This is a genomic window from Tatumella morbirosei, from assembly GCF_000757425.2.
Lineage (GTDB): Bacteria > Pseudomonadota > Gammaproteobacteria > Enterobacterales > Enterobacteriaceae > Tatumella > Tatumella morbirosei.
Genome location: NZ_JPKR02000004.1, coordinates 239,286 through 261,550, shown reverse-complemented (window position 1 = coordinate 261,550; position 22,265 = coordinate 239,286). Strand labels below are relative to the sequence as shown.

The window sequence follows — 22,265 nt, the reverse complement described above, 5'->3', positions numbered from 1 at the left end:
TGATGTAATGAAACACAGTGGCTTTCCCTATGTCGTTCCCATGCTGATACTCTCGGTGGTATTTTTTGCGGTTCCTCTGGCCGTAATGACCGGGTTCAGTTTTATTAAACCTGGTGGCGTAACGCTGCAACACTACGCCCACTTCTTTGAGGACCCCTTCAATTTTCGGGTCATGGTAAATACTGCGAGACTGGGGCTTGAAACCGTCATTGGGACAACACTGTTGGGTATTCCTGTCGCCATGCTCTACTGGCATAGCCGTCGGACATTGCGACAAATCATCATTTTCCTGACACTGGTTCCAATGCTGACAAGTAATGTCGTCCGGACGTTCGCATGGATAGTCATTCTCGGACGGCAAGGTCCGATCAGTGATTTTCTGATGTCCCTGGGTATTACCGGCATGCCAGTCAGTCTGATGTTCACCGAAACCGGTCTGGTGATGGCGATGTGCCAGATTGATCTGCCGTTAATACTGTTACCGCTGATTGCCATTCTCACCCGAACGCCCTATTCACTCACCGAAGCGGCACAGGTTTCAGGAGCTGGCCCGTGGAGAATTTTTGCTACGGTCATGCTGCCGCTGATGGTGCCTGGTTTACTGGCTGGCTGGATACTGGTTTTTGCCAGCACCAGTAGTTCTTTTGTCACTCAGGCCGTCATTGGCGGTGCAAGAAATGTTTATGTACCACAACTGATCTATCGTGAAGTCGGGACGCTGTTTGACTGGCCACTTGCTTCGGCAATTGCTGTCGTCCTGCTGTTGTCTACCGGTTGCCTGTTAGTAGCACTTACCATGATTTCCCGTCACAGGAGGCTCAGTGGTCATGTTTAAACATCGCGAAAACCCCGTTCCTGGCTGGCTATATAAATTGTTTGTCTATGTATTTGGCGGGTTCTGCCTTCTTTATCTGGTAGCCCCCATTGTGATTGCCTTAATGATGTCTTTCACTTCCGGTCAGACACTCAGATATCCGCCCGTCGGATTCTCTTTCCGCTGGTATGAAGCATTACTTGACCCTGTCCGGTCAGCAACAGAACAGATAGCAGCATGGAATTCTTTAAAGATAGCGTTAATGGCCGTTGGAGGATCGTTACTGTTTGCCGTTCCGGCAACATTAGGTATGACCAGAATGAAGTCAAAAAATGTGAATATTATAGAACCATTGTTGCTGGCACCGTTGGTGCTCCCCAGCCTGGTTTATGGCCTGGCTGCCCTGATTGTCGCTAATTTTGTCGGGCTACAACCTTCGCTCTGGCTGACAGTCGCAGGCCATATTGTGGTGTTTGGTCCACTGATGTACAGAGCAACCGCGGTAGTCGCCCAGGGAATTAACCCTTCACTGGCCGAAGCATCTACGCTGATGGGGGCTCACTGGCTGATGACATTACGTCGGATCACGATACCTCTGTTAATTCCGGGCATTCTTGCGGGTGCATTTCTGGTGTTTATCCAGTCGCTTGACAATGTCACTATCCCGCTGTTTCTCGCGGACGCCAAAACTACCGTACTGCCATTGAGGATGTTTGCCTTAATCGAGGAATCTCTGGATGTCCGTGTAGCAGCCATGTCAGGAATACTTATTGCTGTCACTCTGCTGGGTTTACTGGTTGCCAGACGAGTACTGGCCCCCCGACCACAGAACTCATAAATACTGATTGATTTAAAAGGAAAAAATAATGAATACTCTGGCAGTCTCATCCCCGGGTTATCGCATAGGCTCTCTGCTGTCCGATTTCCAACCTGATTTTGATTTTACAGCCCCGTTACCTTTACCGGCTGAGGAGTTTGAAGATCGCCTGCGCCGGATCCGTCGCCAGGCCGTAGAAGCCGGCCATGATGCCATTATCGTCCATGCCGGAAGTGTTGGCTGGTTTCACGCTTCTAATGCTTACCTGCGCTACATTTGCGACTGGATGCGTGAAGGGGTGCTTATTATCCCAACAGATTCAGATAAGCCATTAACTCTGCTTTCATTTTTCACTCAGTCAGTACTACTTCCTCCGGGCGGAGAACCGATGTTGGTTGATGATATCTGGCAGATTGGTCCGATTGGTCGCGAATATGCCGACAGGCCAGGAGATTCGGTGATCAAAACCGCTGAGAAATGTGCCGATATCCTGAACAGTCTTGGGCTAAAAAAAGCGCAGATCGCTCAAGTTGGTGACAGGACCTCTCTGACCTTCCAGGCTGCTCTGAGCACATTGCTGCCCGGATGCAAGTTTATTGCCGATAACGCTATTCTCGATAGGATGCAAAAAGTACGCTCCCCCCGGGAAATCGAGTTATTTCGTGCTGCTGCCAGATTGATCAGTATCGGTACTCAGGCGGCTTATCACGTCACCAGGCCCGGTGTTACCGATCATGAGATCTTTGCTGCATTTACTGCTGCACAAATGGCTTTTGGTGGTGAAACCGGTGATGGCTATCAGATTGGAATTAATGAGTTTGGGACTCATTGTGGCAAGCCCTACGGCCATGTCGTCCGTGCCGGCGATTTAATTAATCTGTATATCTCTAATGTGACTTTTCGTGGTTATACCGCGCAAACTGCACGCATGATCGCCGTTGGCAGTATTACCGACCACCAGGAAAAAGTACTGGCGGCCTGTACTGAAGGAGTTAAGCGTGCTGAGCGTCTGATTAAGCCCGGAGCCCTGATGCGGGATATCAATAACGCTGCTTTCGAACCGATGATCGAACAAGGCATGCTTGAGTCTGCTGAAGCCAGAACAATGCCTTATAACTGGTCTCCCATGCCGGATGGTGGTGCCCGGTTGATTCCACATCAGTACGTCCGGGATGTTGACTGGGAAGCCCAGGGACGCAAGCTGATGCATGTTTATCCGGCAACTCACGGACCACATAACCCCAATTTGGGCCACTCTGTAGGGATGGCTGGTGCGCAGAACAGCTTTAACATCTCATCTCACAATTATGACCGCCTTGAAAAAGGTATGGTTTTTGTTCTGCATACACAATGGCTGGAGCCTTTAGCTGCCGGCTGTAATATTGGTGATTGTTATGTGGTAACCGATGATGGTTTTGAAAATCTCAGTCGCCATACTCCGCTGGAAACCCATCGAATCCCGGCAGGTGCATAATATGAATGAACAAGCAGCACATCTCTATTTTGATTTTCAGGCGTTGACCGAACGTGAACGTTATAAATTGCTGATCGGAACGGTCATTCCCCGGCCGGTGGCACTGGTGACTACGCTGAGCAGAGAAGGTATCCCAAATGCCGGTCCTTTTAGTTTCTTCAACGTGCTGACTCACGATCCGGCGATAGTCGCCATCGGCGTGGAAAATTATGCCGATATGCAATTTAAAGATACCGCCCGGAATATTCGTGAAACGGGAGAGTTCACTGTTCATATTGCAGATAGTGCCCTGGTCAACCAGATGGAAATATGTGCGATAAAATTTGCACCTGATATTGATGAATTACAGGAAGCAGGCTTGAAAACGGTTCCCGGGCAGCAAGTTAAATGCCCGAGAATTTTATCAGCCCCCGCAGCACTGGAATGTCGCAGACATACAATATTGCAGGTCGGTGCTGCCCGGGAAATTATTCTGGGCGAAGTTGTTGGTGTGTATATCCGTAGCGACGCTGTCAACAGTGCAAACCTGCATATTGATCAGAAAATAATGGATGCTGTTGGAAGAATGGGCGGGAATACTTACTGCAAAACCCGTGAGCAGTTTGATATTAAAACACTGACACCGGAACAGTGGGAGGAACATAAAAAAACAGAATGATTTAATTAATTTCACGCAAAACATCATCATAAAACCTATAGAAAAATAAGGTAATAATTAAATGAAGATTAGCTACTATACAGTAGCGGCATTGCCGCTACTCTCATTTCTGCTGCCTGCTTATGGAGTAGAGGTTTATAATCGCGATGGAAATATATTAGATCTGAACGGAGTTCTTAAGGCATCACAACAAATTTCTCAAACATCCTCCGATTCCGGAGATAAATCTTCGAATTTACAAGCAGGCTTTACCGGAATGACTACCATCACACCGGATTTGCGTGGTTATGGTAGTTGGTCATATCAATACAGTTTACATAACACTGAAGGCAGCGATGCTCAAAATGGTAATGTTACGCGCCTCGGTTATGCTGGTTTAAAGTATAAGAATCTGGGCTCTGTCGATTATGGCCGAAATTTTGGACTGGTCTATGATGTCATGGGTTACACCGATATGCTGCCGTACTTTGGCAGTGATTCGGATTATAATGATGTATTCCTCGCGGGTCGTTCTACCGGATTACTGACATGGCGCAATAATAACTTTTTTGGTCTGGCAGAAGGATTAAAAATTGCTGCACAGTATGAAGGGAAAAATCAGCGTACTGGCAGTTCAAATGAAATAACCCGTGCTAATGGTAACGGCTATGCTTTGTCGGCATCCTATGATTTTAGTTCTGGTATTAGTCTGGTCGGAAGCTACGCCAACCTTAACCGTACCAGTGCACAAAATACTCTCCAGTATGGTCGGGGAGATAAAGCTCAGCACTGGGCTGCAGGTATTAAGTATGATGCTAACCAGATTTATCTGGCGGCAGATTATGATGAAACCGCGAATGCGACACCGATTAATGGTGGTTTTGCCAATAAAGCAACTAACTTTGAAGCTGTTGCCCAGTATCAGTTTATTAACGGGTTACGACCATCAATAGCTTATATATCTTCCCGGGGTAAGGATATCGAAAATATTGGCAGTGCTGATATCGTAAAATATTTGTCGCTGGGAACTTATTATTATTTCAATAAGAACATGTCTGTCTTTTATGAATATAAAATAAACTTTATTAAAGATGATAACCCAATAGGTGCTTCATCAGATAATGTAATGGCTGCCGGGATTATCTATCAGTTCTGAGTATATCCCCGGGCAACCGGGGGTAGTGATATGTCACTGACTGTCCTCGAGTTAAACCGACCCCAACTCCCCCCGCCCACTAAATTCCCTTACCCGCCAATAGCTTTGCAGGCTTGTTCCTCCGGGGGCTTGACCGATTTTTTCTACCGACAGATACTGTATATATAAACAGTGTTTATCAGATGAAAAATGACCCTGGTTATCACTATCACTCACAGACTGAAAGACGGATTATTCGCTATTCTCACCTACGATTATCTGACCCGGCATGTTAGCCGTCAGTTTATTCGGCTGAGGGCAAAGTACTTCTTTCTGTCACCAATATCACGGAGGGCTTATGTTCGCGCTGGTTGATGTCAATTCATTTTATGCCAGCTGTGAGAGCGTATTCAGGCCGGATCTACGGGGAAAAGCCGTGATCGTGCTGAGTAATAATGACGGCTGTGTCATTGCCCGCAGTGCCGAAGTGAAAAAACTCAATATTCCGATGGGTGCCCCGTACTTTCAGCTAAAAGATGAGATAAAAAAACATAATATTCATGTTTTTAGCTCTAACTATGCCCTGTATGCCGATATGAGTAATCGCGTGATGTCGATCCTGGAAAGCATGGCCCCTTCGGTCGAAATCTATTCGATCGATGAAGCCTTTATGGATCTGAGTGGCATACGCAATTGTCGGGACCTGGATGAGTTTGGCCATGAGATTCGCCAAAGGGTGAAGCAGGAAGCACACCTGACGGTGGGAGTTGGTATTGCCCCCACCAAAACACTGGCAAAACTTGCTAATTATGCGGCAAAAAAATGGACCAGGACCGGCGGAGTACTCGATTTATCCAATGCCGAACGTCAGCGTAAACTGATGTCGCTGGTGCCGGTAGAAGAAGTCTGGGGCGTTGGCCGCAGAATTAGCCGCAAACTGAATACCATGGGAATTATCACCGCTAAAGATCTGTCTGAGCAAAGCACCTGGATTATCCGCAAACACTTTAATGTGGTACTCGAACGTACTGTTCGTGAATTACGCGGCGAACCCTGTCTGCAGCTGGAGGAGTTTGCGCCGGTAAAACAGCAAATCATCTGTTCGCGCTCTTTCGGTACCCGTATCACCGAATTTATGGCTATGCGTCAGGCGGTCTGTGCTTATGCCGAACGTGCCGCAGAAAAGTTGCGCGGTGAACGCCAGTACTGCCGGCAGATTACCGTATTTATCCGCACCAGCCCCCACGCTGCCGGCGAAACATTTTACGGCAACCAGGCAACAGGAATACTACTCACCCCTTCTAACGATACCCGCGATATTATTCATGTCGCGATGGATATGCTCGAAGGTATCTGGCGCGACGGGCATCGCTATATGAAAGCCGGGGTGGTACTGGGGGACTTTTTCAGCCAGGGAGTATCACAACTCAACCTGTTTGATGAACATGCCCCCCGTACCAACAGTGAAGCGCTGATGCGTGTGGTTGACGGGCTGAACCAGAGTGGTAAAGGCAAATTATGGTTCGCCGGACAGGGGATTCGTAAAAGCTGGGCGATGAAGCGCGATATGCTGTCCCCAGCCTATACCACACGCTATAGCGATCTGCCGGTGGCGAAGTAACCGGTCGTTATCCTGCCCTGCATGGCAAAGGGATATCAGCGAGAGCAGACATAAAGGATATTCAGCGACGGGATGGCCGTTGAGATAACCGTAAAGCATGCAGACAAAACAGCTTTTTACGGACTGGCAGCATCCTTCCATAGCGCTGCCACTCCCCCGCTTTACTGGCCGAAGGTTTTTACCACGTGCCTGACGACCCCGAAAATCTCGAACTGATCGGGATCGGTAATGGCAATCTCCGAATACCTGACATTCATTGGCCGCAGATGCAGGGAAGGACGTAACATCAGCTGTTTTACGGTAAATTCACCGCTGACCGCGGCCACCACAATATCCCCATGCCCGGCAGTGAGTGAACTGTCAACAATCAGCATATCTCCGTCATCAATCCCGCCTTCCGTCATAGAATCTCCACTGACACGGATAAAATAAGTCGCCCCGGGATGATTCACCAGTAGCTGATTCAGATCGATCCTTTGCTCAACATAATCCTGCGCCGGGGACGGGAAACCACAAGGAACACGGCTGATAAAAAAAGGCAGTTCCAGAATTGCGCGGATCTCCGCGGGCTGATAAAACTTCATGACCGGACTCCCGGAAAATTACTGTATATACATACAGTATCTTTGATCTACAAAACAGATCAAGATTGCAGGATGGGATTTTTGTCAATTCAATGACTACGAAGGGAATTTTCTGGCAATTCTGGCGATCTGCCGGGCAGGCCCGCAATATCAGCTACTGGAGCGAACCACCAGCCGCCAGTCCAGTACCAGCCGCTCAGCATCACTGTCCGGGTGCTCAATTTTATTTAGCAATAATCTGACGGCCTGGCGTCCGATGTCTGCCGAGGGTTGTGCAATGGTAGTCAGTTGTGGGGAAACCATTTCAGCCAACGGAATCCCGTCAAACCCTACCATGGCGATGTCGCCGGGGATAGAGAGCCCGGCGTCCTGAATGGCGCGCATTGCGCCGGCGGCCAGGGTATCGGAAATGGCAAATACAGCATCAGGCCGGGGAGCGGTTTTTAGCAAATTATCCATAGCGGCTTTACCGGCAGCAAAACTCAAATCGCTGGCATATTCAATAGCGCTATAGTCATTGTCTGCCTGTCGAAGTGCATCAAGATAACCTGCTTCACGAAAACGGGCATACTTATAGTTCAGATCATGATTGATCAATGCGACCCGCCGGTACCCCTGTGACAGCAGGAAGTTGACCACGTAACCGGACGCCTGATGATCGTTAATGCCGACACAAGAGATATCCCCCGATTCTGCATGCTCAGCACACTGAACCCAGGGCATCCGGCCAATCAGGGTGCTCAGCTCCGGCAACCGTGAAGTCGCATCCATGGTAATAATGCCATCCACCATTTTCCCGGAAAGTAAGGCCAGACCCGAACGGGAGCGCTGCGGATCGGCTCCGGAATTACACAACAGTATCCGGTAACCATTTTTTTCAGCCTGCTCTTCAATACCTTTTACCACATCGGCACAGAAAGGGTTGCCGATATCAGAAACCATCACCAGAATCATGGAGCTGCGCGAGGTTCGCAACTGGCGGGCCAGCAAATTAGGCTGATAATTACATTCACGGATAGCTGCCAGCACCCGTTCACGGTTTTTGGTTTTTACACTGTCGCTGTTATTCAGCACACGGGAAACCGTGGCAACAGATACACCTGCCAGCCTGGCTATTTTTTGTATCGACATAAAAGACCCGCCATCCTGCGATCAATTGATTAATCAGAGGCTAGCACAGTTTAAGAACTGCAGGTACGAACGGCAGCAGATTCCTGCCATCGGACACGAGCCATTCAGTGCCGGGCCTTGCCCTACACGGAATGGCGTCGGATGTGAACGGAAAAAAACCTTTACCGGCGATGACACAATCCTCCACTCAGGAGTCCCGGGTAACCGCCGGTCAGTATTTTACGAACCGCTGATGATCCCGTCGGTTACCGCGACAGCATCCAGCCGGACCAGGAAACAGACCAGAGTCGAAGTTCCGGTAGATTCCACTGCCGGTAATTCCCCCTCTTCACTACAGACTGCATCACCTTTATACAGTGGCGGACCGGTTACATCGATTTCACCGTCCATCACATACAGATATTGCGCAAACCCCGGCCGTGACGGAATGGCAACCTTATCTTTGTGCTCCAGCCTGATATCATAAATAAACACCTGCTGGCGGATATCCAGAGGAGCATTTTCACCTTCAGGACCAGCCAGCAATGTCCATTCGCCGGTAATCACTCCCTGAGGGCGATCCATAAACTGCACCCGGGGCGGCAGATTTGCCGCGCAGGGACGGATAAAAATCTGCAGCAATTCCGCAGGAACAATTGGTGTTGATTCTTCGTGCCAGCTCCCTTCACCGGCATTCATCATCATCAGCTTTTTGGCCGACAGCGGCACACGATTACCCTGCTGATCTTCGTGCACCATTGAGCCCTGCCAGAGATAGCTGAGAATTTCATCATTCTGATGCTGATGCATACTGACCAGGGTACCTGTTTGCAGGTTACTGTGATCGATAATACTCAACGGCCCCAGAGAGGGATCCTCGCGCCCGGGAAGGATATTACCAGGGCGCATACGACGAATTCTGAATGCTCCATATTCAAACGCCGTGTCAGGTTCAGCACGTAATAAATGAAACATAACGATCTCCATAGCCGGTCAGGAATTACCACTGACAACCTTAATTAAATGATATGCTGCTGAGAAATATCCGGTATCCACACTAATACCCGCCATACTCTGCAGAGCAGGGACGGCCACCTCTGTTCCCGAAGGAGATTATCGTGCCACCTGTTCACCACAATAGCCCGGCAGAAGAGACACAGCAATCATTGAATATGCCAGAGCGGAGATCAGTAACTTATCAAAAAAAAGAATTTTAGAGTTGCACCAAAAAATAATCGGATGAAAAACCACTAACGTCTCTTCTTCATAAAAAAATAATAAAGTAAAGAAGCAGAAATCAGGCCTATAAACCATGCATATGAATAAATAGACACAAAAAATGAGGGCACATGATTAAAATCATCAGGAAATGATGCATGTAAAAAGCCCGGAATATTTATTGATGAAGAAATAAAAAATGATGCTACGGCATAAACATTCCATCCCTTAAAGTATCTATACTCCCCGAAACTTAAATACAGACTTTCGACATTAATAGCTCTTTTCCTTATAATAAAATAATCAACCATGAGTATCCCAGCGATTGGTCCCAGAAGTGCCGAGTATCCGACAAGCCATGTGAAAATAAACCCATTTGATGACTCCAGTATTTTCCATGGCATTATAATCACACCAGCGACTGCTGTAATAATTCCACCAACTTTATAAGATATCTTTTCAGGCCATAAGGATGAAATATCATAAGCAGGGCCAACCATGTTGGCGGCAAGATTGCAACACAAAGTATCAATGATAAGTACCAGCAATGTAATATTCACGCCAATTCCGGTCATATTACTCGCAAGATCAATGGGATCCCATATTTCATGCCCATAAATAACAACAGTTGCAGATGTTACCATTACCGACATCATAGATAACAAGGCCATTGGCCCTGGCAAGCCTAGTGCCTGGCCAATAATCTGGTCTTTCTGGCTTTTAGCGAAACGCGTAAAGTCAGGAATATTTAATGCCAGCGTGGCCCAATAACCAACCATCGCGGTTAACGATGGCCAAAAGTAATACCAAAACAACCCTTCTTTAGATCCACCTTTTTCAAACTGAGATGACTGTCCGAAGAGATGCGAGATTCCTCCGGCCATTTCAGTCATCCACCATAGCAGAAGAAAACACATTAATATTTTGAAAGGGGCTGTCCATGTCTCAAGTTTCTTGATTGAATCAACACCATGAAAAATAAAATAAATCTGTATAACCCAAAATGTAAGAAAACAAACAAGATGTCCAATTGAAATTCCAAGAAATGGAATATTCCCTGCCAAAAACCCGGTAGAAATCCAGTGACTAAATAAAGTATAAATAATGTTCCCACCGATCCAGGTCTGTATACCAAACCATCCACAGGCTACCAGAGCTCGCAGAACTGCAGGTAGTTTGGCTCCACTGACACCAAATGAAGTTCTGGCAAGAACAGCAAATGGTATACCAAATTTAGCTCCGGCGTGACCAATCAATATCATTGGAATCAGAATAATAATATTTCCGGTTAGTACAAGCAAAATAGCTTGCAGAGGGGAAAATCCTGTATTCATCAGACTAGATGACAACATCCAGGCCGAAATATTTATGACCATACCAATCCACAGGGAGACGAAGTTAAACCATTTCCATGTTCTCTGTTGCCTATTTACCGGAATAAGATCTAAATTGGAAAGTCTGCTGGAATCAGCGACAACTTTTGTTGCATCAGGAATAATAGTTTTTTCCACCATAATAATACCGTAGATAAAATGGTTAATGGTGTGAAGTTAACATCACACCAAATAAAAAATGAAACTCACAGGTTTCTTATTTACTTATATGCATCTTGAGATGCATATATCAAAAACTAAAATTCTTATCTTCTTTCTGCAATGTAATCCATTTCAACTCAGTCAACTCTTCCCAGGAATATCGACCACCTTCCCTGCCAAACCCACTATTTTTTATTCCTCCGAAAGGAACATGTGGTTCATCAGAGAAAGTATTACTATTAATATGGAACATTCCGCACTCTACATTGACTGCAAGTTCCCATGCCTTTTTAAGATCATTAGTAATAACGCCAGCTGATAACCCATATTCATTATCATTTGCAACAGAAAGGGCTTCACATATATCCGCAACCCGAATTAAAGAGACTACCGGACCAAAAGACTCTTCATAGTATATTTTCATTTTTGAAGTAACATCAGTAAGTACTGTCGGTTCAAAAAAGTTACCATTTGATTCCCCTCCCGTAAGTAACTTTGCCCCAAGAGATATGGCATCTTTTATCTGCCTATGTATATATTCACACTGAGATGACCTGATTAATGGGCCAATGTAAGTTTCGGGATTTCTTGGGTCGCCAATAATGAGTGATTTTGTTTTAGACACAAATCTCTCACAAAACTCATCAAAAACGCCATCTTCTATGATTATTTTTGACCCAGCCATACATTGCTGCCCCTGGTGGTAAAATACACCAGCCACCGCTGCATTAACTGCATAATTAATGTCTGCATCGTCTAAAATAATAAGGGGACTTTTACCACCCATTTCAAGATTGAACTTTTTAAGGTGTATAGCGGCCTGTGATGCAATTTTTTTACCTGTTGCGGTTGAACCGGTAAATGTAATTAGCTTTATCCTCGGATCGCTCGTAAGTATGTCACCAATCCTTTGCGGCGTCGTTGGGATAACATTTAGTACGCCGGGAGGACATCCTGCACGATCAAACAGTTCAGCTATTAATGCTCCCAGGACAGGTGTTTCTTCTGATGGTTTAAGAATAAATGTATTACCCGCTGCAATAGCCAGAACAAGCTTTTTCATTGACAGCACAAAAGGAGAGTTAAATGGAGAAATACCGGCAACTACCCCTAAAGGGCGACGGATACTCATAGATATCTGCCCTTGTTTTGTGACCGGGTATGTTTCCCCAACAGCATGGCGAACATCACCAATAGCACTTCTTAACAAATCAAGAACATAAAATATCTCCTGGCGGGATTTATTTACCACTGAGCCACTCTCATCAATCAAGATATCGCATATCTCATCACTGCGCTCTTCAATTTCCTGATAAACTCTTAATAATAAGATCTCTCTTTCTGATGCGAGAGATACCCCCCATGTTTTTGCTGCACTATGAGCAGAATCAATTGCCCGCAATACATCATCTTTGGAAGCGATATAGGTCTTAGCAAAAATCTCCCCGGTTGCCGGATTAATACTATCAGCAGTTATTCCGTCGCTGGATTTTACCCATTGCCCGTCAATAAAGAGCTTATAAATATTCTGCTTACCTGTGTCATCATACGAAAGAGTATTCAATTTTTATCTCCAACAATAACGTTAAAAAGAGCAAAATTACTCAACTGAAAGTAATCATGTTGAAAGTATCAGCAAAAGCTATGCCAACTTCACTGAGATACATATATTTAACCACAAGATCAACAAAAGAGAGAGGTATGCCACTCAAATAAATAAGTGGCATACCGCACTAATCCCTGTTTTTGTGCAAATCCTGCACTGTCACAGCAGGAAATGAACAACAATGGTGCACTATGAGGTATACCACTTATCAGGCTTCATAACATTCTCTATGCTCTTCGTGCCCCTAAAAACACACACACATGCAACCCTTCAGGCAACAATAAATAAAATAATAAAAATCATATAGTTATGATCACCACTTAAAAATAAAAATAAAACCTACAACAAAAATCAACTGTGGCATGATTCATGCTTTTAGTGATCTATGTTCAGAATACCGAACACAAAGGTGGTATACCACGTAATTTAGATGCTATTAATCAAAATTCAGAGAATGAGAAAAAATCAGAAACAGGATAAAGAAGGAAAACACTGTCAACACCCGGAGTAAGCCGGAACATGATAGCCAGGGGAAATAGCTTTTGAGAACTGATGAAACTTAAAAACTTCCACATAAACAACACATTACCTAGCAAAAAAATATAATGTCAAGTGCATACTGAGAGGGTATATGAGCCAAAATGATGACAATGTGAGTATCAGTAAATTAATGCTGGCATTATTGTCTGCATGTGTCGCTTTCCAGTTAAATTGTAGTATGTTAAGTCCTGCATTAGTAACTATTGCTTCAGAACTAAAATCGAACGATGTGGATGTTGGGCTGTCTCAGACGGCATTTTTTACATCAGCTGCTTTGTTTTCATTATTTATACCACGTCTGAGCGATATAATTGGTCGAAAAAAGATAATGATCTGGATGCTTCTCATCATGGTGATTGGAACCATAATTTCAGCGGTATCTGTTAATGTAGAAATGCTATATGTAGGTCGAATTGTACAAGGGGTGTGTGGACCTATCGTTGCTGTATGTCTGATGATGATTCGAAGCCAGATTACAGACCTTAAAAAATGTGGTTTATTAATGGGGATTATCACTGCCGTAAATGGAGGGATTGCTGGTATAGATGCGATACTTGGGGGAGTAATGGCACAACACCTTGGATTCCGCTCCATATTCTGGTTTATTGGAATAATAAGTATAATTTCATCATGGCTTGTCATTAAATTCTCAAAGGAAACCAGACCTTCACCAAATATAAAAATGGACTGGGTAGGGACGGTATTACTCGTAGTCTCAACGGGTTCTATATTAATTGCACTAAATGAATTGAGCAATATAAAAAATACATCCTGGTATTCCGTGTTTTCCATGATAGGCATTGCAATATTTTCTTTCATAGGTTTCTGGAAAGCAGGAAAAAATAGCAATCACCCTTTAGTACCAATTCAATACCTTAAACTAAAAAGTACCTGGTCATTATTATTAACTACCGTGCTAACAATGTGTGGAGTATTTGCAGTAATTAATGGTCTGATCATGTCTTACGTACAAAATAAAGAAGTCGGATTTGGATTAAGTCCTGACTGGGCGGGATTTATACTATTGACCCCATATGCACTTACAGGATGGTTAATAGGTCCATTATCCGGAAGGTTTGCACCAGTATTAGGCTATGCAAATGTCCTTCGGATTGGTCTTATGGGCAGCGTGATTTCTATTGCAATTATAAACTACATTGGTCTGCATTCTCTTCCGATATTAATTGGAGCAGTTATTGCTGCAGGTGCTGTCTATGCCGGGATGGCAAACATCATGCTGAATGCCCTTGGGATTGTACTTTCATCAGATGAAAATGCCGGTATATTGCCTGGGTTGAATGCAGGGGCATTCAATCTGGGAGCAGGATTGAGCTTTGCTATTTTGCCAGCAATACAACTCATAGCAGAAAAAGGAGGTTCAGCAACAGTCGCTGGTTACAGCGCTGGAATTAATACAGGATTATTTATTACAGCTTTAGCATTACTCAGTTCATTTTTAATTCCAAGACCTGCTAATGCAGAAGTTAGAAAGTAATTATTAATGGCAATTAGAATAGAATACTAACAAAATAACTTTCTTAAAGGACGTTAAATTATGAGTATCAACCAGTCTCAGTATGACTATATTATAGTGGGGGGTGGGAGTGCCGGATGTGTTACTGCCGGACGTTTGGTTGCCAAACATAATGCCAGAGTACTACTGCTGGAAGGGGGCTGGCCGGACAATCATCCGTTTATAAAGATGCCTGCCGGATTCGTGCGCATTCTTATAAAACCTAACAAATTTGTACTCAAACATACATCAATACCACAACCACAATTAGATGGCCGAAAAATAACTATAGAACAGGCAAATGTATTGGGAGGCGGCAGCTCAGTAAATGCGATGACTTACACTCGCGGAACGAAACAAGATTTCGATCGTTGGGCTAATCAGGTTCCTGGCTGGGACTGGGATACTCTGCTTCCCTATTATATGCTTCATGAGTCGAATCAACGGCTGGCTGGGCCATACCACGGTGTTTCAGGGCCTATGAAAATATCCGATGCACATTTCCCGGTAACCGATATTTCAAGAAGTTATTTACTTACACTTCAAAACATGGGGGTTCCATACTCAGCTGACCTGAATAGTGGTGACGAAAAAGGATGTAGTTTTATTCAGTCCACAACCTATCATGGAGAGCGCTGGAGTAGTGCAAGGGGATTTATTTCCCCACTGAAAAACGATTCCAGACTCACTATAAAATACCGTTCAAGGGTTCATCGAATCATTATCGAAGGTGGTAAGGCCGTAGGGGTTGAATATTGTAATGAAAAAACTGGCAAGACTTACAGTGTCAGGACCAATGGTGAGGTAATCCTTACTGCAGGTGCATTTATCACTCCTAAAATATTAATGTTGTCTGGTATTGGCGATAAAAATTCACTCTCTTCTTTGGGTATTCCTGTTACATCACATCTTCCCGGGGTCGGGCGTAATTTACAAGATCATTATGCTGTATCAATATCGGTCGAAACTACAAAGAATTTTGGATTTTCAAAAGAAGATCGCGGATTAAGAATGATTAAAAATGGACTACAATATTTATTGTTCAAATCAGGCCCAATTTCATCAACCGGTTCAGAAGTAACAGCTTTTATTAATCCTGAAGATCCCAAAGGACCTCCTGTAATTCAATTATATTGTATGGGAACCATTCTTCCAGAAAAAGGAAAACCTTGCACAATAGGTGCAACTATCACCGCAAATCTTGTTGCGCCAAAATCCCGTGGAGACATAACACTTTCTTCAGCAAACCCAAAAGATATGCCACAAATAAATCCGGGATGGTTAACTGACCCACAGGATTTGAAGAATCTTAAAGCAGGAGCTAAATTTTTACTCAATATACTTCAGAATAAACCATTTTCAGAGATGATCACTAAAATACATTCACCTTCGGGTAACCTGCAAGATGATGAGTTTCTTGAACAATATATTCGAACCACCATCGGCAGCAACTGGCACCCGGTAGGAACATGTAAAATGGGGGCTGATGACGATCCTATGGCCGTGCTTGATTCGCACTTAAGGGTAAGAGGGGTACAAAACCTGAGAGTATTTGATGCATCAGTAATGCCCTCAATAATAAGTGCAAACACCAATGCAACGGTAATGGTTATTGCAGATCACGCAGTAACATTAATGATGAGTGAGAAAAGTGAGAACCGTAACAATACGACAGTAGAGGTCTGACATGCTAACAAGAAAAATAATTATTGATACAGATCCTGGCCAGGATGATGCCATTGCTATACTCATGGCATTTTCCAGTCCGGAGCAGATTGAATTACTTGGTATAACAACCTTAGCTGGCAATGTACCGGTGGAACTAACCACAAAAAATGCCTTGAAGATTTGTGAACTGGCCGGGAAACAAAATACCAAAGTATATTCTGGTGCCAGCGGCCCCCTTAAGGGAAAAGTAGTTACTGCTGAACACATACATGGAAAAACAGGCATGGATGGTCCACTATTGCCTGAACCGACTATGGAAAAGCAAGAAATGAGTGCGGTCGATTTTATTATTGATCAAATCAGGAAGAATGATAAAAACAGCATTACTCTATGCACCCTTGGACCATTGACTAACATTGCTATTGCTATCGAAAAAGATCCTGACATCAAAGAAAAAATAAAAGAAATTATAATGATGGGAGGCGGTTTTTTTGAAGGAGGAAATATTACACCCTCATCTGAATTTAATATTTATGCAGATCCTGAAGCAGCAGAAATAGTCATTAACTCTGGTATCCCAATTGTTATGATGCCACTGGATGTGACACATCAGTTACTAACGTTAAAGCGTAGAATTGCCAATATTCGTCACACAATGAATCCAGTAGGTCTTGCAGTGGCCGAAATGCTCGAGTTTGCAGAACGGTCCGACAAAGAAAAATATGGAGCAGAAGGAGGACCCCTTCATGATCCAACAGTTATTGCTTATTTATTGTCTCCGCAATTGTTCTCAGGCCGCTACTGTAACGTATGCATAGAGGTTAAATCGCCTCTGACAAGGGGTATGACAGTTGTTGACTGGTGGGGTGTGACTGACAGGCAACCTAATGTCATGTTCATGCGCCATGTCGATGATGAAGGATTTTACACCTTGCTGACAGAACGAATACAACGCTACTCGCTTATGCAAGAGAATGTCAGCAACTCAGACAATACACCTGAGTAAGCTGTTCTCCTGACAGAATGCACATGGATTAATTTATTTTCACCTTATAATTAACAAAATATAAAACCAACTAAAAATAAAAGCCAGAATGAAACTCATTCTGGCTTTGAAATTTTAAATAGAAAGAACACCGTATAAAAACACGAAAGCATGAATTATTTAAATTATGACATTAAATCCATTTAAAACTTCTCTTTCATATACATAGACATTCCTTAGTAAAAAATCTTACGGGAAAATCAACAAGAAAAGAGATATCCATGGCAAAAGAAAATATGCCCTTGTAATAATCAAACATTAGCTTTAAAAATTAATTGCATGGTATTGTTGAGGTTATTAGTATTTAACAAGATCAACACAGGCCTTCTCAGATATTTTAGAAAATTAACCCCCCACACCAGATAAATACATTACAGTTTCTGTTTTATAAATCCCTTTGCCCAATAGCCCTATTTTTCCCCTTGCATCAAGCATCGCAATGGCAATTTCGGGTAAAACTCTTGATTGAGAAATCTTACTTATATCGATAGCAGATAGTGATATATATTGAGAAAAGTAAGGATGCTTTCCACCCCCCCAAAGGGCTTCATCTACGAATGTCTCAGTTGATAACCTATCCATGTTACGAGATGTTCTGTGGTATCGAAGTTGAGCACCAAAACCGACGGCATCAATGCATCCACTATCTCCGACAACGCCACAAACCTCAGAGGGCTCACAATCTGTATTTCCAGTCGGCTTACCTGCAATAGCCGTTATCCATCTATCTGGCTGTCCCGACACACGGATACCACACTGTTGACCATTGCCCGCCAGGGCTACTACCAGGCTTGAAGAACTCCCATTCTTTGCCATAGCATTAAGCATCAACTGGCAAGCTGCCATCCATAAGGTCAAAAAGAAAAGTGGCGTGTCATGGAGCAGAGATATCGCTTCGTTTCGAAGCTTGTCACTACTATTTCGCTTCGCAAATTCTTCAGCTAAGGAGGATGTTGCGCTTAACGTTGAAGCGTGAAGATCATCACCATTCTTAAGGCCATTTAGTGCATGAGGAAAAAGCGGTATCGGTTTATTGCCAATCATAGCAGATAACGCTGGTGCTAAAACTTTTTCACGGAATCTCATTCGTTCAATAATGGCCATATCTCCTGAACCAAATCGAAGCATCGGGCCAGGCCCGGTGCTTAATTCAGACCAACAAATTCCCGGTACTGGATTGTTAATATCAACAATTTCAACCAGTGTTGTTGAGGGAGATATAACTGCAGCAAGTGGCACGACAGCGCCAAACTCTTGTGCGGATCGTAATGCTATCTTACCTGACCGTATCAGACTTATCGCAGTTTCGGGTGAGTCAGCCCAACCTTCATAAACAGATGATAATGCCGCAGACGAAAGAATTGGGGCGCTAGGAACAGTGGGATCCTTAAACGCCGGACCAGCATGCAGCAAAGTATAAGCAGGTAAACTAAGAGCCTCACTTGCCTTAACGACACCACGCCATACAGGAACTACTGAATACAACCGGTTTAGTGCCAGATCATTTTCTGCAGAACCATAAGACCTGATAAAAAATGATTTCATGATCAGAATCCTAATCCGCAGTTTCAGCAACAGGCAGAATACTGGCCGTTGCAGGGATAAACTCCCCGTTTTTCAGGCAAAATAGCGGCTCAACTAAACGTCGCGCAAATACCATATTCCCTTCATTATCACGCAAGCGCCAAAGGCCTGCCTGATCAGACAATACCGTGATATCTGCTTTACGCCCGACACCAAGTGTACCAATTTCATCCTCCATTCCTGCCATTTTCGCTGCATGGGTTGTCACCATTGGAATAACCTGTTCAAGATTCAATCCAAGGGCCATCATGCTGGTCATAGCAGAAGCAAGGCTAAATCGAGCGTTGCCGGCAAAAATATGCCCTTCATCCGGATCCGGATGTTCTTCTGGGGTTCCAGGCGGGGCGGGAACCGCAGTATTATAACCGTGCATGTCAGCACCAAGAGTGTCAGGGATAATCCCTCCATCAATAACTTGCTGAGCTATCCTGAAGCTAAAATGGGAGCCATGACCAACATCAATTTTAAGCCCACGAGCTAAGCCTTCCCGGACTAAAGGATGAATTTCACCATTACTGCCCACAAACCCACCAGGATGGCGTGTAAAGGGATGAGCAAGAATGTCTCCTTCTTTCATCAAAGGCACTACCTGACGTAATACTTCATCCGGAGCTATTTCCATCCCTCCACTTTCAGGTAAAGGCCAGAGCTGACCAAAATGTATATAGACTGGTAACTCACTTTGTTTACCAATCATAGAGGCCTTTTTCATCACCTCTATACCCCATCGGGAGAACCCGCCAATTTCAGCATGAGCTTTAATTCCACGAGCAAGGTCTCGGTTTTCACAAATGGATTTTACCGTAGCATCAACGTCAACACAGGCAGGACGATAGAGTTCAGGATAGAAGTGTCCTTCAAGGCCACCGACAAGATAAGCCGAAATAAATGATAGAATACGGGTTTTAGAAGGTTCCTGGATAAATTTTCTAAATGCTGGCAATGTAATACAGCTTGCCCCGCCCTGATCAATCACCGTAGTTACACCAGAATGGACTCCAACGAGGTCAGGGTTAAGTCCGAAACGCCCCGTGACATTCTGAAAAATATGCCCGTGAGTATCTATGAGTCCTGGTAGCACCAACCTGTCACGACAATCAATGACTTCAGCATTTTGAACCATATATTTGCAGGTAGGATCATCATCCAGATGCAGTCCTACAGCAACAATTTTTTCGTCCACCACAAGGACATCATTAATACTATCTATATCATTGGCTGGATCGATAACTCTTCCACCTTTAAGTATATAGCTTTTCATTTTTATCTCCGATTGTTTATCAAATCAGAATTAGCAATAGTCATGCCAACAAGTTAACATACTGATATTAATATAATTAAAGTTATATCATCATTAATTAAAGTGGTATACCACCTTTTGTAACGCACTAAAAAGACACACTCGCACCATTAAGAGGCATACCACTTTTATTCGTTCATTAATATGATCCTGCTAAACTTTGAACTCCCGCTCTGGTAAGGTAAATTTTAAAACCGATGTTTTGCTTAAGGTATTTCCATAATGACCAGTAAATCACATTCAAAACTCTACTCACGCCCTGGATTTTTGATCCGGCGCCTGCACCAGATTCATTGCGCTTTGTTTCTTGAGGAAACTAAAGAATTTAATGTGACCCCTGTTCAATACAGCCTTCTCAGCGTATTAGAAGAATACGGAGAAATGGACCAGCTAACTCTTGCACTGCGTCTGGGACTTGAGCGAACAAGCGTAGCCGAAGTTATCCCTCGCCTGGAAGAAAGAAGCCTGCTCGAGCGAAGAGTAAATGAAAGTGATAAAAGGATGAAGATGGTTAAAATAAGTCGAAAAGGGAAGAATTTACTTAAAAAAATGTCAGATTTGGCAGCAAAAGCACATGAAAGAACGATAGAAGCATTAGATGAATCAGATAAGGCTGTATTTCTTGATTTAATGACTAAACTTGTAAAGGAAAACAATGAGTTTGGTAAAGCTCCGTTTAAAAGTTAAAAAACCTCGGGGAACTCCTAAAATTTACAGACTACTGAAATTACCGACAATAATCAGAAAATTATCCAGCCTGGACACAGATTTAACATTGTCCTGGAACGAACTTAAAGACAAAATAACGTATAAATCCGAAGGAGATTATCGTGTCACCTGTTCACCACAATAGCCCGGCAGAAGAAACACAGCAATTGGGTGAAGAACTCCGACAGGTGATTAGTGCATTTGTCCGTGAAGTCAGAAAGGCGACCGGAACCCGACGCAACTCTCAGCATGAGACTCTGGAACTGCTGGAAACTTCCGGTCCGTTGTCGGTAGCTGAACTGGCACGTCTGCGTGGAGTAAAGCATCAGAGTATGCGGCTGGTGACTGCCGAACTGGAGCAACAACAGCTGGTGGTCCGCCAGAAAAATCCGGCGGACAGCCGCGCACAGTTGATCAGGTTAACCGACGATGCACACCGTCAATTAGCGGCTGCCAGAGCTCTGCGCTCTGAATGGATTAGCCGTGAATTGCACCGCAAACTGGATAAATCATCACAGGAAGATTTACGTCATGGACTGGCTGCTCTGCGTAAACTGCTCGATACCGGGTTGTAGCCGCCAGAAGATCAATAGTGATTTTTAGCCGCTAATCTGCGGCTGCCTGTAGCTGACGAATGACTTCCGGTAAATTGTTGAGTCCCCAGTGGGCGATATAACGCCCGTCGCGAATCTGCACCATATCAAATACCGAAATAACCACCGGCAACCCCGTCGCCTCTATCCCGCCCAGTGTACCGCTGTGACAACCGCGGATGATTTTGCGTGCTGAGACGATATCGTTTTCGGCCACCAGCAGTTCCAGGCTGACCTCTAACTGAGAAATCGCCGGCCGCAACACCCGGTCAAAGGTATTCCACAGACTCTGCTTATCACTGGCCATCCTCGGTGGGGCGGTATGATTAATAAACTTATCATCCACCAGTTCATCGAATACCTGCCTGTTCCCTTCGGCAATCACCTGCTGGTTAAAGCGCCTGACTATCTGCTTGTTCTGTTCTGACATTCTCTTACCCTCTCAATATATACAGTTTAACTGTATATATTGATGAAAAAGAACACAAGAAGATTATCAGGCTGGCCAAACGCCCTGATTGCAAATCATTAATCCCGGACGAAGTTTACCTCCATCGCTTCCCGAAACTTAGCCCTGTCCGGCAGCAGATTATGAACTTTTCGGCCTGTCTGACGGTGTTGCTGTAGTCAGACAGCAAGCGGTGGCCGACAGAAGACTAAAAGATTGTCAAAGTTCACTGTTATCACCCTCTTCGCCCCACCCTGTCTTTAATTATTGCTTTAAATACAACGACTCCCACAGAGATAAGAATTTCTTAGATCA

The 22,265-nt window shown here is 44.3% G+C and carries 19 protein-coding genes; 11 read left to right on the top strand and 8 right to left on the bottom strand.

The window, feature by feature from the left end:
- Positions 1-7: 7 nt before the first annotated feature.
- From HA49_RS12450 to umuC, 6 genes are all read left to right on the top strand, one after another.
- Complete coding sequence (locus HA49_RS12450; protein WP_038017907.1) at positions 8-835, top strand: ABC transporter permease; 828 nt, start codon at positions 8-10, stop codon at positions 833-835.
- Positions 828-1,652, top strand: a complete 825-nt coding sequence (locus tag HA49_RS12445) for an ABC transporter permease (RefSeq protein ID WP_038017904.1) — start codon at positions 828-830, stop codon at positions 1,650-1,652. The genes HA49_RS12450 and HA49_RS12445 overlap by 8 nt, the downstream gene beginning before the upstream one ends.
- A 28-nt stretch (positions 1,653-1,680) precedes the next feature.
- A complete protein-coding gene (locus HA49_RS12440; protein WP_038017899.1) occupies positions 1,681-3,105 on the top strand; it encodes a Xaa-Pro peptidase family protein in 1,425 nt (474 codons plus the stop codon).
- A 1-nt stretch (position 3,106) separates the two neighbouring features.
- Complete coding sequence (locus HA49_RS12435; protein ID WP_038017896.1) at positions 3,107-3,763, top strand: flavin reductase family protein; 657 nt, start codon at positions 3,107-3,109, stop codon at positions 3,761-3,763.
- Positions 3,764-3,824: 61 nt separating this feature from the next.
- Entirely contained in the window at positions 3,825-4,898 is a 1,074-nt protein-coding gene (locus HA49_RS12430; protein ID WP_038017892.1) for a porin, read from the top strand.
- Between the two features lie 337 nt (positions 4,899-5,235).
- Entirely contained in the window at positions 5,236-6,498 is a 1,263-nt protein-coding gene (gene umuC, locus HA49_RS12425; protein WP_038017888.1) for a translesion error-prone DNA polymerase V subunit UmuC, read from the top strand.
- A gap of 161 nt (positions 6,499-6,659) precedes the next feature.
- On the opposite strand, the gene umuD is transcribed toward umuC, so the two are convergent.
- From umuD to HA49_RS12400, 5 genes are all read right to left on the bottom strand, one after another.
- A complete protein-coding gene (umuD, locus tag HA49_RS12420; protein ID WP_038017885.1) occupies positions 6,660-7,082 on the bottom strand; it encodes a translesion error-prone DNA polymerase V autoproteolytic subunit in 423 nt (140 codons plus the stop codon).
- A 150-nt stretch (positions 7,083-7,232) separates the two neighbouring features.
- Positions 7,233-8,213, bottom strand: a complete 981-nt coding sequence (locus HA49_RS12415; protein WP_038017881.1) for a LacI family DNA-binding transcriptional regulator — start codon at positions 8,211-8,213, stop codon at positions 7,233-7,235.
- A 219-nt stretch (positions 8,214-8,432) separates the two neighbouring features.
- On the bottom strand, positions 8,433-9,167 hold the full coding sequence (locus tag HA49_RS12410; RefSeq protein ID WP_038017877.1) for a pirin family protein: 735 nt from the start codon (positions 9,165-9,167) through the stop codon (positions 8,433-8,435).
- Positions 9,168-9,442: 275 nt separating this feature from the next.
- A complete protein-coding gene (locus HA49_RS12405) occupies positions 9,443-10,924 on the bottom strand; it encodes an NCS1 family nucleobase:cation symporter-1 (protein ID WP_046791814.1) in 1,482 nt (493 codons plus the stop codon).
- Between the two features lie 109 nt (positions 10,925-11,033).
- Positions 11,034-12,509: an aldehyde dehydrogenase family protein gene (locus HA49_RS12400; RefSeq protein ID WP_084706422.1), complete on the bottom strand. Its 1,476-nt coding sequence runs from the start codon at positions 12,507-12,509 to the stop codon at positions 11,034-11,036.
- 673 nt (positions 12,510-13,182) lie between these two features.
- Between HA49_RS12400 and uriT the strand changes: the two genes are divergently transcribed.
- The 3 genes from uriT to HA49_RS12385 are packed head-to-tail and all read left to right on the top strand — an operon-like array spanning position 13,183 to position 17,278.
- On the top strand, positions 13,183-14,586 hold the full coding sequence (gene uriT, locus HA49_RS12395) for a uridine transporter UriT (RefSeq protein WP_038017875.1): 1,404 nt from the start codon (positions 13,183-13,185) through the stop codon (positions 14,584-14,586).
- 60 nt (positions 14,587-14,646) lie between these two features.
- Positions 14,647-16,290, top strand: coding sequence for a GMC family oxidoreductase (locus HA49_RS12390; protein ID WP_038017871.1), 1,644 nt, complete (start codon positions 14,647-14,649; stop codon positions 16,288-16,290).
- Position 16,291: 1 nt separating this feature from the next.
- Positions 16,292-17,278, top strand: a complete 987-nt coding sequence (locus tag HA49_RS12385; protein WP_046791813.1) for a nucleoside hydrolase — start codon at positions 16,292-16,294, stop codon at positions 17,276-17,278.
- Positions 17,279-17,662: 384 nt separating this feature from the next.
- Here HA49_RS12385 and HA49_RS12380 read toward each other — a convergent pair whose 3' ends face one another.
- Positions 17,663-18,862, bottom strand: coding sequence for an oxamate carbamoyltransferase subunit AllG family protein (locus tag HA49_RS12380; RefSeq protein ID WP_046791812.1), 1,200 nt, complete (start codon positions 18,860-18,862; stop codon positions 17,663-17,665).
- A 10-nt stretch (positions 18,863-18,872) separates the two neighbouring features.
- The gene (locus HA49_RS12375) at positions 18,873-20,162 is read right to left on the bottom strand and encodes an amidohydrolase/deacetylase family metallohydrolase (RefSeq protein WP_038017868.1); all 1,290 of its coding nucleotides are present in this window, start codon (positions 20,160-20,162) and stop codon (positions 18,873-18,875) included.
- 261 nt (positions 20,163-20,423) lie between these two features.
- On the opposite strand from HA49_RS12375, the gene HA49_RS12370 reads away from it, so the two are divergent.
- Together HA49_RS12370 and HA49_RS12365 are read left to right on the top strand one after the other, a co-directional pair.
- Positions 20,424-20,888, top strand: coding sequence for a MarR family winged helix-turn-helix transcriptional regulator (locus HA49_RS12370; RefSeq protein ID WP_038017865.1), 465 nt, complete (start codon positions 20,424-20,426; stop codon positions 20,886-20,888).
- Positions 20,889-21,031: 143 nt separating this feature from the next.
- A complete protein-coding gene (locus HA49_RS12365) occupies positions 21,032-21,484 on the top strand; it encodes a MarR family winged helix-turn-helix transcriptional regulator (protein WP_245610198.1) in 453 nt (150 codons plus the stop codon).
- 31 nt (positions 21,485-21,515) lie between these two features.
- Here HA49_RS12365 and HA49_RS12360 read toward each other — a convergent pair whose 3' ends face one another.
- Positions 21,516-21,932 carry an ester cyclase gene (locus tag HA49_RS12360; RefSeq protein ID WP_038017863.1) on the bottom strand — a complete coding sequence of 139 codons (417 nt, stop codon included), beginning with the start codon at positions 21,930-21,932 and terminating at the stop codon, positions 21,516-21,518.
- Between the last annotated feature and the right edge of the window lie 333 nt (positions 21,933-22,265).